Here is a 15,405-nt window from a genome sequence, read left to right as displayed (position 1 = left end):
GATGATATTTATAATAGTTTTTATTATGAAATCTTATAGAAAAGCAATGAGAATGAATGACTTTATTTTGTTGTTAGCTGATCATTCCAGAGCATTGTTTGTTGCTCTTTTAGTGGTTCTTTAATCATTTGTAATACTTCCTCTTCCGTTAATGCATCTGGGAAGTCGCACCAGATGGCAAAATATGTTCCAGGTACTTTAGTTAGTTGCTCCTCTGTAATCTGTTGATTACCAGAAAAAATCGTTGGCTTCCACTCATTTTTTATTTTATCTCCAGTAGGATAACGATAGCCCGCTCCTTCACCAAGTACAAAATAAAAATAGTTATCATTGAAATTTAACACTTTATGCCCTTCTTCAAAAAAGGTTTGAACATCTGCCATCTGTGCATTGTAATTTGTCCAATAAGTGATTTGAATTGATTTCTTCAGGGCGCTTTCCGCTTTCTGATTCTTTTTGTAAACTCCATCATTCCAGATACGTGCAGTTTTACCAGTTGATTCAATTAGAGTTGCTAGGTCATTGATATAATCAATAAATAGATCATAGGTTCTATCAGGATTCTGATAAATTTCCTCTGCTTTTCTCGCTAATTGAGGATAGCGATCTAATTCATCAAAACTAATATATTCGTCTGCTCCTAAATGAAAATAATGTGAATCATGGAATAGTTCTAAATATTCTTTGATAATTTCTTTGATTTTATTCACTGCCAGTTGATTTGTGATATCTATTGCACGGTTTGAAGGGAAAACATCTGAGTCTTCTCCTAAACGTTCCATCTGCCATTCTGGATAAATACTAAGTAGTCGTTTCAAGTGACCAGGACTATCAAATTCTGGAATGATTTCGATTCCCAGTTGCTTAGCATAAGCGATTAATTCTTTGATTTCTATTTTTGATAAGTAGTGCGACGAAGTTAACGCTGGAACAGTTTCGCATTCAATTCGGAAACCTTCGTTGTCCGAAAAATGAAGCTGTAACGCATTCATTTTTAGTGATGCCATGTAATCAAGTAGATCTTTTAAAAAATTTGGTGAATAAAATTTGCGACCAATATCAATTGATAAACCTCGTTCTGTGGAAATTGGTAAGGAATCTGTTAGTTTTGTCATTTTGTCTGCACCTCTACTTTATATATTTAGATCTCTTTAGTAGTATGACATAACTCTTTTGTATGTAAACCCTTTCTTTTTTAGATGTTAGTAAGGAATTGATAAGAAAGTACCTAATGTTACTTTTAACGGTTTTCTTTTTAAGTTTGTTCATTCTATAATGAGTTTGTTACGTACTATAATTTTCTGGGAGGTTGTATGATTGTCTTTTTACCAACGATTTTTGGCAAATGAAAAAATTCGTAGGTTGACTGTTCTACTTTCAGTTATCTTACTACTTTTCTTATCTAAAGCAATGATTACTACGGTCTTGCTCACCTTTATCTTTACCTATTTAATGATTCATCTTGTTCAGATTATTCAGCGTTTTGTTAAGATACCAACTGCAGCACTAACAGTAGTTATTTATTCGATAGTGGTTTACATGATTTATCTGGCACTAACGAAGTATATCCCTATCTTGATTCATCAGACTTTTGATATGGTTGGTTCAGTTATTCACTTTTATGAACAGCAACCTAAAGATGATAATCCACTACTAACCTATGTTCATAATTATATTGAACGCAATGATTTTTTTGAACAAGTGCAAAATAGTGCATCTATTGCTATTGGCTATCTACAAGATCTTGGAAAATTAGCTGTAGCGTTTGCCATGTCCTTTATTTTGAGTTTCTTTTTCATGATTGAGAAGAAAAAAACAGTGCTTTTTTCTCGACTCTTTTTGAAAAGTGAGTTTGCTTGGTTCTTTCAAGATATTTATTATTTCGCAGATAAATTTGTTAACACGTTTGGCTTAGTTTTGGAGGCACAATTTGTGATTGCTGTTTTGAACACCGTGATTACGACAATTGCCTTAGCTGCATTTGGATTCACTCAATTACCTAGTTTAGCGATCATGATTTTTATTTTGAGCCTGATTCCAGTAGCAGGTGTTATTATCTCTTGCATTCCATTGTCATTTATTGCTTACTCGCAAGGAGGAATCAGAGATGTTGTTTATATTTTAATCACGATTTTGATTGTCCACTTGATCGAGTCTTATGTATTGAATCCTAAATTGATGTCTAGCAAAACAGAATTACCGATTTTTTATACTTTTATCGTACTATTAGTCAGTGAGCGTTTGTTTGGTGTTTGGGGACTAATCGTGGGTATTCCGATTTTCACTTTCTTTTTAGACATTTTAAAAGTAAAAGAAATTCCTCTACATCTAAAAAAAGAGCAACAAGAAGTAATTAAAAAAGAGTGAAAAATAACATCGAAGTCCTGTAGTGACCCCGAAAAGTTAGACTTTTTATAGAGTGGATTCATCCGCTCTATTTTTTATGCCGTTTTTTAATTTCATCCAGAACAATCAAAAGTCATGTTCCACCATTTATTTGGCACTTGGGTAACGGAGATACTTAGTAAGATAAGGTGTTATCTTATTCTCGTTTTCTAATAGATATGTGGAATGAAAATGGTGGTTGCTTTTGTATCTAATATATAAAAAAACTCTTTTTGTTCTGATAAGCGGTTGATAGCAACTTATTCGAACGAAAAGAGTTTATATCTCTAAATTTTTTATCTCCAAATATAGGTCATCATCTTTTTGTCTTTAATATTGTGAAGAAACTTCCTGATGTAGACGTCTTCGCTATTTGATAAGTTTATTCCCAGTCCATTTCTCCAGTCACAACTTTAGCACTCATTTCTAAACTTCCATCTGGCAAATTTGGATAAGCTTTTTTCATTTTTTCGATAATCTCTGCGCTTGCTTGACTATCTTTTTCTACTTCAATAAATTTTTGAATATAGTCTTTGGTAAATTCAATATTTTTGGCTGAAAAATCATTTCCTTGTTCAAAATGCCCTGGAATAACTACTTTAGGCTGCAAAGAAGTTAGTTCATCAAGGTCTGTAATCCATTGTTCTTGAGTTTCAATCGTTTTTGTATCTGCCATAAATAAATGGCTACCTGTAGAAACAAGAATCCCACCTAAAAGTAAGTCATCTTCTTTATTGTAAAGTGTTTGTTTCTTTCTATCGCTGCCAAAAATTGAGAATTCTATTCCCTCTAAGCTAATTGAATCTTTTACTTCTTCGGGAATAATGATTTCGTCGGGTGCATTTTCTTTTAGCGTATCCGACCATACAGAAAGCTTCGCCTTGTAAGTTTCTTTGATTCTTTCAATGTTAGAAGCTGTAGCTAAAAGTTTAGCGTTTGGAAATTTCTTTGTGATTTGACTTGCTCCAAAATAATAATCTGGATCACTATAAGAAATATAAATTGTCTGAATATCAATGTTCTTGTCTTTAGCTACTTTTAAAATCTTTTCTGCGTCTGTTTTTGAAAACTGAGTATCTACTAATAAACCTTTACCGTTTTTTTCAATAATTGTTGCAGTGGCCCCAAACACTTCATCTGGATTCATAGTGTAATATGTGATGTTGTGCCCTTTCGTTTCTGTATACATCTTTGTGTCCTCCTTTGTCATTGTTGTGGTGTTACTTGAATCATTTTTTGTGTTTTCCTCTTTATTTTGAGATGAACAAGCAGCTAACAAAACCGTGCCCATACTAATTGCTAATAAAAATAAACCAATTTTTTTCATACGATACCCCTCTCTAGATAATACTTCCTACCTGTATATTTGTAAATTACAGGTAAATAATATATAATAAAAGTATAGATGTCAAATAAAAAGAAAAGGTGATCGAATGAAGTATTCAGTGCGACTTAGTGATGCTATACATATCTTAGCTTATATTCAAATTTTTCAAGGAACTGATTTATCCAGTGAAGCAATTGCCAAAAGTGTGCAAACAAATCCGGTAACTGTTAGAAAAATCATGGGTGATTTGAGAAAAGCAAACCTAATTAAAACAGAATCAGGAAAGGCTGCCCCCTCTTTAGTAATGCCACCGGAAGAAATTTCATTAGCTACTATCTATAAAGCGGTCGAAAAAGACCCAGCAATTTTTCATTCAGATAAAAATACTGCCCCAAATTGCTTAGTTGGTGGAAATATTCAAAAAGTATTGGATCAGAAATATATTTTTTTACAACAATCAGTCGAAAACGAAATGAAAACTATTTTTTTATCAGAAATTATTGAAGGAATTCTTCAAGAAAGCACGAATGGTTAATTACAATCAAAAAAGCGTAAGCAGGCTCCTTCCAAGAGTAGTCTGACTCACGCTTTTTATTGATTAATGTGTTCTTTTCTTTTTGATCTTTCTAAAAATGAAAAGACTAAGTAACACGGCTAAAATTATTCCACCTATCCAAATAAATAATTTGTTTCGATTGTGGTTGATAGTTTCTTTGATTTCTTTCTCCGCTTCTGGCTTATATGGGATTCTGTGGCCCCGAACGAGCAAACGATGTGTATTGACCATATAAGGGGTACATGTCATCAAGGTAATAAGGTCTTCTCCACCTTGAATCAGTAAGTCTTGAGTGTCTGTAGGTTCAATCGTTTTTATTTGGTCAACTTCATAAGCTAGTCGTTCATTGTTGATGTCAATATAGAAAACATCTGTCTTTTTTAGTTTAGGTAAGTCCGTAAATAGTTTAGCTTCTGGTAATCCTCGATGAGTTGACAAGACGCTGTGAGTACTTGGACCACCAGAAGGGATACTTGTACCTTCAAGCAAGGAAACACCGTTTTGTAAAAACAATTCGTTTGTCTGATCAAAAATGGGTAAACTAACTTTGATTTTTGGAATAGTTAAAGTTGCAATTGTATGCTGTTTTAAATAAGATTGTTCTTTTTTGATTTTCTTTTGCTGTTCATTACTTACCGCATCATTAAATGCTGCTACTCCAGGATTATTTCCATCTTTTGCTAACTCCGCATTCTGTTTATCTTGTTTCTCTTTCAGTTTGGCAACTGCTTCTTCATTTTCGTTATTGGCCTTTTGTTGGTAATACTGAACTAATTGTTGATCGAAATAACTATTAACGGCATCACTAACAAATGGATAGGAAAATAAACTAATACCAAGAAATAGAACAATTATCATGAAGATATCTGTTTTTTTTCTGTCCTTTTTTTGTTTTTTCATCTCACTCACCTCACCTGTTTGTAAAATCATCGAAAAATTGCTAGAAAAAGGCTGTAACAAAAATCAATTTTGACTTTTGTTACAGCCTCACCTTACCTACCACTCGTGCCAAATTTATTACAGCTACATCTTATTATTCTGATTTTCGTTTTTTAAAATAATAACCAGCAGATAGGACAGCTGTTAGTCCAGCAGCTAGGAAAACAGTAATCCCCATACCACCGGTAATTGGTAACTTACCTTTTGTCTTATTCACTACCACGAGTTCAACTTTTCCATTATCTGCGACAAAGTTTGTTGGTGTATTTGGTAAAACATAACCATCAGGAGCTTTTATTTCCACCAATTGATAAACGATATCAGCACCAAGTTCATCTGTTTTAGCAATACCGAAAACTTCAATTACGCCTTGGTCATTTGATTGAAAAACTGTTGCATCTCCTTGTGTAGCAACCCAACTAACTTTTCCGTCTGTCATTTTTAGGAAGGCCTCACCGCGCTTAACTACAAATTCTGCTCCAGCAAGTGTTTGTTTTGTATCCGCATCTTTTTTGATAAATTTCTTACCAAAAGTCTTTACTTCTTCCTGGGCTGTTTTTGGAATAAAATTATTGTCAAACTTGATTTGGTTGTCGATTGCTGTTGCTAGTGGAGCGCCTGGTTTGATTTTCATTTGAACTTCAAAAGTTAATATTTTACCTGCATGGTTTGCTAACTCAGCTGGTGTGAAGCTAACAATAAATGGGTTAGCTGTAATGTCAGCAATAGTTGCGGTCACATCTCCAGTGGCTGCGCCATCAATTTTGATACTTGAAAGAATTTCATCTGCTGTAGAAACAAGTTCCAGTGATGAATGATACGTATCAACTAAATCGAATTTCGTAAATTGCGCTACATCTTTAGGAATTTGTTGTGTGATTGTAAAGGTGACGATTTGATCCACATCTACATCTACATCATCTGCTTCTTTTTTAGGTTCAGGAACTTTGTAGTTGTATGCAGATGCATTTTCTTTATCAGTTAATAGCACTTGGAGTTCGTTGTAATGTGAGTATTTGATCGCCATTGAACCATCACTTGCATTACGAGTTGCAAAGGCTGTAACAACTGGATTATTCAAATAGTGATAAATTTCTGCTCCTGTTTGAAGTTGACTTGTTGCAACCGGTGTGTCTACTTCATAAAATTCATAAATACCGCCATCAGCTAAAATCAAATCTTCAACAGTAACTTGGCCAGATGCATCCGAGAAAAGAATTGTTGCTGCATCAACTGTTCCATCAAATTTGCCTGTGCTTGCTTGGTAATACATTCCTGATGCTTGATCTTTTAGAATGAACCCAGCGTCTTTTAATGCGACTGGATTTGCTTGATTTCCCTCAGCATCTAGTCCTACACCATATTTTTTGAATGTTAGGTCTGAGGTTTTGTATTCATTTTTTGGATAAAGATGAACAACCGGACGATTGTTTCCACCTTCATCAGTTACGGGTAATCCGACCACGAATGGCACTGATTTCTCAGCAATCGCACCAGCGGGAGTAGTCGTTTCTTTAAATAGATAAACAGCATTTCGTCCACCTGATTGTGTTGGTAAGGCGAGTGAAGAAATACCGCTTGAGTCAGTTAGTGCAAATTCATGGGATGCTAACCCAGTAGTATCTGCTGCAATTGCAGCATCGGTAGCTTCAGTGACTCGTTCTTCATGTGTACCACTTGCGCCATCATAAGCAGCCCAGTAAATGCTCGTTACATCATATGCTGTAAAACCTGCACCACTTAATGGTGTCGAATTTGGCCAAGTCATCTCATCACCAGTATTTTGAATTGACTCGGGCAGCGTATCAAAAGCAAGTTTGTGTAGTGTAACAGTTTGCTCTGTTTCAGTGTCGCCTTCTTCAACGGCATAAACAGCACTTCCCAACCCTAAAAACAACGGTAACATTAGTAAAAGTGAAAGAACCCAGGTAAATACTTTCTTTTGCTTATTCATTTTCCTCACTCCCATTCTTTTTTTTCACTCCATGATTGTGTTGCTTGACCAACAAATAACCTGCACTTGCTATCATGAGTAAACCAGCTGCTAATAGATAATTATTGAATTGATCTGCCGTTTTAGGTAAATCTTTTCCAAATTTGCTTGGTGTAGCAATTGAAGCCGTTGGAACAACGGGCGTAGCTGGTATACCTTTTTTGACTGTTTCCTGTTGATTTACAATTTTTAAAGTTTGGTTTTCTTGTTGTGTAAACGTTCCTTTTGCAACAACAAATGGCACTTTTTCTTTATTTAGAAGGTAACCTTCTGGGGCTTTGATTTCTAATAGTTGGTAGTCGCCATAACGTAATCCATTGATCCAAAACAGACCGTTTGTGTCAGAGACTAATTTCACTAGATTTTCATAAGAAGTTGGTACTTTCGTTGCATCAATCCAGATGTTTTTTCCATCTGCATGTGCTAAATATTCTCCTTTATCATTTAGTACGACAAACTCTGCACCCGTTAATTTTTTTGATTCATCTGTTGCATCAACTTTTACAAAGTATTTCCCTCCTGTTTCGACGGTTGTCGTTACTTCAATTTTTTTCTCACCATCAACTATTAGTGAGATTCGATTCAAGAAATCAGACTGATTTAAATTATTTTCTTGGATCAACATTTGATAAGAAAAAGTGATTTTTTCACCAACATGGTCTGCTAAAACCTTTGGATCAAATGCGACAGTGAATCCGCGCTCTGAAATCGAAGTGAATGTATAAAATGGACGCATTTCAGGTTGACTAAGCGAAATTGAGACTGTTTCTTCGGCAGTTGCTTTTTGAATTAGCATCAAAGAGTCATCCGGTATATCAGTCACAACAAAGCTTTCGTAATTAGCAATATCTGATGGAACGGTCAGTGTTGACTGATAGTCGATTGGTTCACCAAATTCAAAGTCGATTTTCTCACCATTGATTTTTTTCGTTAGTGTTGGTGGAATTGTTCTGGTTGCTCGACTTTTTGGGAAAATTCGAATGGTTTGTAATTCATTCCCATTATTATCAAATACTGGTAAAACAACTAACATGGGGCGAGTGATAGAATTGACAGTTGGTGGATGATTCGTTTCTTTGATGAAGAAAACACTATCCTTATCCCCTTTTTTAGCAGGAAGTTCAAAGGAAGCAATCCCCTTTTCATTTCCCTGTGTTTGGGTAACACCAACGTATTTGGTCAATGCTTCAACATCCGCCGTTTGCATGTGTCTAAGAAATGCTGCTCGAAATTCTTCAATTGGTTGATTTTCAAAATCTGAGGCTGCTAATTGTTCATAATACATATCTGTTACTTCATAAACAGTAAATTCAACATCATTTAAACCTTCAAAGTTCTGGAGTCCAATCGGTTCTTCAAAAGGATTTGTTTCACCATCATTGTGTTGTTCATCAATATCTGCTTCATGGTCAAACAACAGTTTGTGAATGTGTAACGTGATTGTTGAAGAAGCCTCAGTTTCTGTATAAACTTCGGTTGAATTAATTTGCGCCATCATGAAGACAGAGAGAAGTGAAACTAGGACAATGCTTAATCGGGAAAGTAGTTGTTTCATCATGCTCTACCCCCTCTTCTTCTTAAATAAATGTAAAAACTCAACATCAACGTGCTACCGAGTGCTAAATACGGAATAATTGTCATTCCACCAGTTTCTGGAAGTGGCTGTTTTGCATGGTTTGTCACTTCTAATTGGATGATATTACCTGATACAGTGAGAACGTCTGTCTGTTCTTCTCCATCAATAGTCACTTTTCCTGTATCACTAATAACAATCACAACTGGTTGAGTTAAGCCGATAAAACCACTTGGGGTAAAGGTTTCTTCTAGGCTGTATTCTCCTGGTCGTAAGCCAGTAAAGATAAATGTGGAACTATCTGTTTGTTTAATCGTTTCACTATAGTTATCTGGTCCAGTAAGCGTGAACTCTGCACCATTTAGCAATCGACCATCTTGATCTTTTTTCTCTAGTTCTAAAGTAAAGTCTTTTAAGCGGTTAGTCAGTGTCAAACCGGTAATAATAAAGCGGTTTTGAGTTTCATCAAAAGTAGCGGGTTCTGAGTAGAGAAGTGTTTCATCCTTATCAAAAATTTGAATCACTTTATCTGAACCAATAACTACTTTCCAAGGTCCCTGATTGTTTTCATATCCAAGTGGTACATTCGTTTCTTTCAAGAGATACTCACCTGGTTGTAACCCTTGGCTAAATTGGACAACTCCATGTAATTCTGAAGTTGCTTCAATTGGTTCTAATAGATTTTCACCTTCCAATGTGAAAGTTGCACCTAAAAGTGGTGTTCCAGTTTCATTTGTTTTCTTAAATTCAAGTAAAAATGGAACGAGTTGGTTACTGATTTGATTGTTTTCAGGGAATCCAGTGACGCTTAAACTTAAATCAGATTCTTGTTTTACCAAAATCGTAAATTCTTCAATTTCTTGATATCCCTCAGGTGCAGCTAATTCACGAATGATATACTCACCAATCGGATATGCTGGAAATTGAACTAACCCGGAATCATTAGAAGTTGCCTCAGCAAGAAGAACAGTTGGCGCAGACTTCTGATAAATACCAAATTTTGCCCCCGCAAGTGGTGTTTCATGATCCTCACCGACTTTGATAAAACTGATTCCTTTTTTCAGCAAAGTATTTGTAACGGTTAATGTTTGATTTGTTTCTTTTGTAGTTGATGCTGGTGCGTATGTCGGTGCGCTGTACCCAGTGACGTGATTTGCTTCGCCGACTTTTTCGATGATACGGTATTCGATAAATTGACCATTTCGAAGTGCGACCACATCAGTGAATATTCCTTCTGTCGACGTAGCTCCTTTTGGTACCGATAATTGTTGATTTGGGACATCTACCCAGTTACCATCTTGATTTTTTTCTTGTAATTGTAAGGTGATGTCTTCACGTAAATTCCATTGATTAGATTCATCTTCCCAGATTTTTTTCGCATGGATATCAAATGTGGTTACTGGAACTTTTACAGATGGAATTGCGAAATGAAGATAATCTGGCGTTGTTGTTCGATTATTTGTTACATAGGTTGTCTTATTCGCCGGATAAAACAGGCCATCGCGATAGGCTTCTTTTACTTCAACCAGGTATTCGATTCGATAACCTTCTCGTCCAGTCTCTGTCTTTCCTAGATTCATATTTGATAAGTTGATCGTACTTCCATTGATGGCAACTTGGACTTGTTGTGCAAATGACGGATAACTACTACTTGTAGATGGAATAACAGTCAACCCATTATCAACTTTCAAGGCAAAAGAACTTACATCACCAATCAAATTGACATAGTCACTCATTGGATCTGTAACCGTTGCTTGTTGGAGCGTAGCTGAGAAAGTAGTACTCAATGTTTTTAAAACCTGAATCAGCTGTTCACGATTATTTGCGGTGAAATAACCATTTTTCCCAATAGCTGTTAAGACACTTTCAGCAGTCTCACCTGTAGCAAAACCAATTGAGTATTTTATGATATTTTGATTTGCTGGATGCGTAGCTCTTTGATTAACATAATCAACTGTTGGTGTAACATGTCCAGTTGACGATGTTCCGTTCCCGTTGTAGTAATTTGTATTGTTCATTCGTGCATAGTAGCGTTCAGAATTGCCTAGATTTGTTTGATTCAAACTGAGTAGGTTATTTGTCAGATTCAAATAATTTTGATTTGGTGAAAAAGTAGGTTCACCATCAGTTAAAACGATTAGGACTTTTGCTGCTTCACTCCTAGTTCCATAACTTGGATTTGTTAGCATGGCATAACCTGCATCAAGACCAAGGTAAGTTGGTGTACCAGAAGTATCAGGTGTCGCAGTATAGATTGTGTGACTGGTAATTGCTGATGGACTTGTTGTGAAACCACTAGAACCAAATTTCCCAATCTCTCCATATGGAACATCGACTGAATTATTGTTGATTTGCATACGTGTAGAACCAAATGCTGCTAGTCCTAAACGAATATTTCCATCATTGCCGGGTCCAAGCAAATCATTTGCAAATGTAGTCACTGCGTCTTGTAAGGCGACCCAACGAGTCATCCCTTCAGGAACAGTTTCTTGAACCATTGAGCTAGACTTATCTAATACTAAAGAGATATCAATCGGTTGATTTGTTTCCAGTGCATCCCCAATTACATCTAATTGGACTTTAAATTGATTTGGGTTACTAGTTGGAATAACAATTTTTTTAATTGCTCCATCACCATAATCATGATAACCATTAGTAAAGTTCAGCGGATTGCTATCAATGATATTATTTATTGATGAAGTCCCCTCTGTTTTCTCTGTACTAAAATCATAGTTCTTGATAAATGTGGAAGAGTCATTGGTCGTGTAATTATTTGTCGAGTGTTCTGGATACGTTCCTAACGCATCATTAACGTAATTAAATGGATCGACATTGACCGGACTTCCTGCTAAAGGTGTCATAGCAAATGGTGCTGCAGTAATCAATGGAAGTGCCTTTTCATCAGAAGGTTGAGCAGCTTCAGTATCTGCTGTTTGCTCTTTTTCTGAAGTTTTATCTTCCTCAGATTCCTTCGCTTGTTCTGAGCCATCCGTGCCTAACGTATTTTCTTGAACAGTTGTATCATTTTCTTTCTTAATTTCTTCCTGTTCATCAGTAGATTCATTCGTTTGTTGACCATTTATAGAGGGATCAATGCTTGATTGGAACTCAATTGCTTGAGCTGTTTCTTCTAAAATTTTTCCTTGCTCATCTAATAATTTTATTTGAATTTGGATAGCTGATTGTTCAATAGCTGTTTGAAATTCGATTGTATTCATTTCGGCATCATGAACTTCTTCAATCCAGCCATTTTCAATTTCTATAAAATCTGTTTGCGTTACTTGTTTAATTGGCTGATCTTCAGCGGTAACTTTTAGTTGTAAGGTTGTTTGCTTTTCTTCACTTACTTGTTTATGATATCTCAAGGTCCAGTTCTTGGTACCTTCTGAGCCATCTTCTGTGGCAATTGAATCTTTCCCCTCAAGTTTCAACTGTTGACTGGTTGCAATTTCTCGAAATTCGGTGGTCTCTTCTGCATGAATTAAACTAGAAATCCCTAACAACTGACTAAAAATACTTAGCAACAAAACACCAATCCATAAGAAGCTAACTAGTTTTACTTTACGATTCATTCCGACTCCCCTCCCTCCAAATTCACAAACATGAAAAATGTTCCCTCTACAATTTGAAGTTTAGCAACGGAATTATGTTATAGCAAAAGTTAACAATGTGTGGTTTAAAGAGGATGTTCGTTTTTTATATGTTATTTTCTCAAAAATGTAACACATTTTATTTTTTGATTTATAAAATATTCACAAACTATGATAATGGCGTGATGTAATGATGAGCGTATAACACATAGTTAGTATGAGTTATATTTTGATAAAGTAAAAATTTATGCATTAAAAGTGCGTAATATTTCTGTAAATCCTTTATTTGTATTAAAATATAATTAATATTTAAAATGTTTTTTGTTATAAAAAACGATATAGTTTAATTTTTTTGTCAGAAAGTTGATGGATTATGTAAGAAATCTGGTCAAAAATAAAGAAGGAGAGAGTTCATTATGTTTGAATTTGTGGTTCTTAATGATTATGACAGGCGAAAGTTAGCAGTTTTTCAGATCCTTAATTCACAGAATGCTTCTTGTTCCATTTCCTATTTAGCTAAAGAATTCAAACTATCTTTTCCAGCCACTCAATCGTTGATCCAGTCATTTGATCGTGACATGATTACGCTCTTTGATAAGAGTGTTTGGGATGAGAGCGGACGAGTTAATTGGCACACTAAAGGCTATAATTACAATATATATTTACAGTTTTTGATTAAGTGTTCTCTACCCTATCAATTTTTACTTTCTATATTGACAAGACCAGAACAAACGATTGAAGATTTTTTAGAAGAAAACTATATCAGTCGCTCGACTGCAATCAGAGCATTACAAACGACTAAAGTGTGCTTAGATGATTTGAATGTAAAACTTAACTTTTCTAAAATGAAAATTTTTGGAGAAGAAAGCAACATTCAACTGCTTTTTTTTTATGTGATTTGGTTAGGCTCCACTGGAGATGATGTGCTCACAAACGAAGAACTTGATTTACCGTATTATAATGAAAAAGAACTTTTAAAAGACTTTGATTTTTTTAACTTTTCTCATGTTCATCCAAAAGCAATCCGATTAATGTTAACGATTATGAAAATTCGAAGTTTACAAGGGTATGAATTGGATGAATTTGAAGGAAATGAATTGATTTATTTTGACGCTAATCCCGTTTTACAACAATATTTTTCTCAGTTTATTAAGGATCCCTATCAGATTATTTATCACATTAATTTTTTGAAATATGTATTTGTTTTTTCGTTCTACTATGCATCACCGGTTGATTCTCGCTTAACTATTTTAGTTGATTTTTATCAAAATTTAGAAAAGAGAGAACAGCAATTTCACAGGTTTTTGATAGAATTTAATTCATTTTATTCAAAAAAAATCTTACCTGAAAATCTGACTGAAGAAGAAGAACTGCTTATCCGTGCAAATCTATTTTCTACGCTATTTTCTCACTATACTAATGGGGGAAAACTACCCAAATTCTATGGGTTTGATGGCGTTTCTAGTCATTCAGAAACACCGGGGTATCAAAAGTTAATAGAGATTTTAGGTCATTATTTTGAGCAATATTTTCAAAAAACGTCCTTTTTTATTTTTAAAGATCGTAAAAAAGAATTACTTGAAGATTTAAGTTTTATCCTCTATCCTTACTTCCAGAAAAAAATCAAAGATAGACGAGTGAAAGTTGCAATTATTCCTATGATTAATCAAAAAATATTACAGAATATTGTTTTGTTTTTATCACAATTGCAATTTGTTGACTATGAACTATCAGTAACTGACCATTCAGAAATCGATTTGTTTATCACTAGCTTTTCAGAAATTTTGCCGAGTACGACGAAACCATGCTTTATCGTCGAATTAACAGATGAATCAAATTATTTAAGTGAGTTGTTTAATTGGTTGTGGGATATGTATTTAAACAATCTAGCACCAGAAATGTAATATTAAGCAGCTGGACTAAGCAGAAAACTATCTGTCTTTGAAACAAGTAGAAATGTAAAACTGTTTTAGAGACAGATAGTTTTGTTTGCAGTTTTTTTAAAAAATTGATGCGAGGAATTAATTTCTTGATTTCGTTGATAATTTTGCCTGGTCAATCACCCACATGACAGTTTCACTATGTTTTAATTGTTTTTGCATGGCAAAAAAATCTTTACTTTGAATCATCTGATCAAACATTGCAAATTCTTGATACATTCTATGTGCGTGACTATTCGCAGAAATAGTTTCTAAGAGTTGATTTTTTTGATAGATACCAAAGGAAGTTAGAACATTGGCAGGACTGTCAACTACAATCGACCTATTTTCACCTTGAATAACTGAGCGAACGGGTGCATCAGAATTCTTAGCCGCGATACAAACTGCTTGATATTCCTTATATTGCAACACTAAAATGCCAGAAGTATCAACCTCTTTTTCCATATGTGGAAAATAATAGACTTCTAATGGTTTTCCTAATAGTCCTACAACAAAGTGGACATTGTAAATGTTAAGATCCATCAATGCTCCTCCACCTTTTTGAGCATCGAAAGCAGGCGCAATCTCTCCGTTTTTAAACGCATCATATCGTGAAGAATATTGAGAATAGTTGCATTCGATTAGCTTTATCTCTCCTAAGGAAGACAGTTGTTTCTTGATTTCCAAATAATTCTCCAGGTATTGGTTTGTAATTGCTTCAAGCAAAAATTTTTGTTTGCTTTCTGCTAAATGTTTTAGTTCTAAAAATTGTTGATAATCAGTAGTAAATGGTTTTTCGCAAATGACATTTTTACCAGCTAACAATGCTTTTTTTGTAAAAGAGAAATGTAAATGATTAGGGACAGCAACATAAACGGTATCAATCGTATCTTCCTGTAAACATTGTTCGTAGTCAGTAAAATAGTTTTTGATTCCATATTTTTTTTGTAGTTCTTCTAATGTCTCTTTGCTTCTTTTTGTTCCGACGATTGCTTCTAATTCGATTTGAGGTAAGTCTTTTGTAATTGTTAAAAAGTCTTGTACAATTTTGCCAGAGCCAATTATCGCTAACTTCATATTGTTCACCCTTTTAATTGAAATTTCATTTTCATAGATTGTTGTG

The 15,405-nt window shown here is 34.6% G+C and carries 10 protein-coding genes; 3 read left to right on the top strand and 7 right to left on the bottom strand.

The window, feature by feature from the left end:
- Nucleotides 1-62: 62 nt before the first annotated feature.
- The gene (locus tag IGJ66_RS06435) at nucleotides 63-1,115 is read right to left on the bottom strand and encodes a family 20 glycosylhydrolase (protein WP_430616384.1); all 1,053 of its coding nucleotides are present in this window, start codon (nucleotides 1,113-1,115) and stop codon (nucleotides 63-65) included.
- Nucleotides 1,116-1,317: 202 nt separating this feature from the next.
- On the opposite strand from IGJ66_RS06435, the gene IGJ66_RS06430 reads away from it, so the two are divergent.
- Nucleotides 1,318-2,367, top strand: a complete 1,050-nt coding sequence (locus IGJ66_RS06430; protein ID WP_067482039.1) for an AI-2E family transporter — start codon at nucleotides 1,318-1,320, stop codon at nucleotides 2,365-2,367.
- Between the two features lie 400 nt (nucleotides 2,368-2,767).
- On the opposite strand, the gene IGJ66_RS06425 is transcribed toward IGJ66_RS06430, so the two are convergent.
- Nucleotides 2,768-3,712 carry an MBL fold hydrolase gene (locus tag IGJ66_RS06425; protein ID WP_430616383.1) on the bottom strand — a complete coding sequence of 315 codons (945 nt, stop codon included), beginning with the start codon at nucleotides 3,710-3,712 and terminating at the stop codon, nucleotides 2,768-2,770.
- Nucleotides 3,713-3,818: 106 nt separating this feature from the next.
- Here IGJ66_RS06425 and IGJ66_RS06420 point away from each other — a divergent pair, with 106 nt between their 5' ends.
- Nucleotides 3,819-4,247, top strand: coding sequence for an Rrf2 family transcriptional regulator (locus IGJ66_RS06420; RefSeq protein WP_071868378.1), 429 nt, complete (start codon nucleotides 3,819-3,821; stop codon nucleotides 4,245-4,247).
- Between the two features lie 63 nt (nucleotides 4,248-4,310).
- On the opposite strand, the gene IGJ66_RS06415 is transcribed toward IGJ66_RS06420, so the two are convergent.
- The 4 genes from IGJ66_RS06415 to IGJ66_RS06400 form a co-directional block, all read right to left on the bottom strand.
- Nucleotides 4,311-5,168, bottom strand: coding sequence for a class C sortase (locus tag IGJ66_RS06415; protein WP_430616382.1), 858 nt, complete (start codon nucleotides 5,166-5,168; stop codon nucleotides 4,311-4,313).
- 133 nt (nucleotides 5,169-5,301) lie between these two features.
- Nucleotides 5,302-7,161: a SpaH/EbpB family LPXTG-anchored major pilin gene (locus IGJ66_RS06410; protein ID WP_430616381.1), complete on the bottom strand. Its 1,860-nt coding sequence runs from the start codon at nucleotides 7,159-7,161 to the stop codon at nucleotides 5,302-5,304.
- Nucleotides 7,154-8,758 (bottom strand): SpaH/EbpB family LPXTG-anchored major pilin, encoded by a 1,605-nt coding sequence (locus tag IGJ66_RS06405; RefSeq protein ID WP_430616380.1) that lies wholly within the window; start codon nucleotides 8,756-8,758, stop codon nucleotides 7,154-7,156. The genes IGJ66_RS06410 and IGJ66_RS06405 overlap by 8 nt, the downstream gene beginning before the upstream one ends.
- Complete coding sequence (locus IGJ66_RS06400; protein WP_430616379.1) at nucleotides 8,755-12,345, bottom strand: SpaA isopeptide-forming pilin-related protein; 3,591 nt, start codon at nucleotides 12,343-12,345, stop codon at nucleotides 8,755-8,757. The genes IGJ66_RS06405 and IGJ66_RS06400 overlap by 4 nt, the downstream gene beginning before the upstream one ends.
- A 434-nt stretch (nucleotides 12,346-12,779) precedes the next feature.
- On the opposite strand from IGJ66_RS06400, the gene IGJ66_RS06395 reads away from it, so the two are divergent.
- The gene (locus tag IGJ66_RS06395) at nucleotides 12,780-14,267 is read left to right on the top strand and encodes a helix-turn-helix domain-containing protein (RefSeq protein WP_071868374.1); all 1,488 of its coding nucleotides are present in this window, start codon (nucleotides 12,780-12,782) and stop codon (nucleotides 14,265-14,267) included.
- A 117-nt stretch (nucleotides 14,268-14,384) separates the two neighbouring features.
- Here the strand turns inward: IGJ66_RS06395 and IGJ66_RS06390 are convergent, their stop codons facing one another.
- The gene (locus tag IGJ66_RS06390) at nucleotides 14,385-15,359 is read right to left on the bottom strand and encodes a Gfo/Idh/MocA family protein (RefSeq protein ID WP_270607631.1); all 975 of its coding nucleotides are present in this window, start codon (nucleotides 15,357-15,359) and stop codon (nucleotides 14,385-14,387) included.
- Nucleotides 15,360-15,405: the final 46 nt, after the last annotated feature.

The sequence above is a fragment of the Enterococcus sp. DIV0176 genome (assembly GCF_050528535.1).
Taxonomy (GTDB): Bacteria; Bacillota; Bacilli; order Lactobacillales; family Enterococcaceae; genus Enterococcus_B; species Enterococcus_B thailandicus.
This window is presented reverse-complemented; position numbering and strand designations above follow the sequence as displayed.

Coding starts and splice junctions, on each gene's coding strand:
- IGJ66_RS06435 (WP_430616384.1), bottom strand. CDS start 1,115: ATGACAAAACTAACAGATTCCTTACCAATTTCCACAGAACGAGGTTTA.
- IGJ66_RS06425 (WP_430616383.1), bottom strand. CDS start 3,712: ATGAAAAAAATTGGTTTATTTTTATTAGCAATTAGTATGGGCACGGTT.
- IGJ66_RS06420 (WP_071868378.1), top strand. CDS start 3,819: ATGAAGTATTCAGTGCGACTTAGTGATGCTATACATATCTTAGCTTAT.
- IGJ66_RS06415 (WP_430616382.1), bottom strand. CDS start 5,168: ATGAAAAAACAAAAAAAGGACAGAAAAAAAACAGATATCTTCATGATA.
- IGJ66_RS06410 (WP_430616381.1), bottom strand. CDS start 7,161: ATGAATAAGCAAAAGAAAGTATTTACCTGGGTTCTTTCACTTTTACTA.
- IGJ66_RS06405 (WP_430616380.1), bottom strand. CDS start 8,758: ATGATGAAACAACTACTTTCCCGATTAAGCATTGTCCTAGTTTCACTT.
- IGJ66_RS06400 (WP_430616379.1), bottom strand. CDS start 12,345: ATGAATCGTAAAGTAAAACTAGTTAGCTTCTTATGGATTGGTGTTTTG.
- IGJ66_RS06395 (WP_071868374.1), top strand. CDS start 12,780: ATGTTTGAATTTGTGGTTCTTAATGATTATGACAGGCGAAAGTTAGCA.
- IGJ66_RS06390 (WP_270607631.1), bottom strand. CDS start 15,359: ATGAAGTTAGCGATAATTGGCTCTGGCAAAATTGTACAAGACTTTTTA.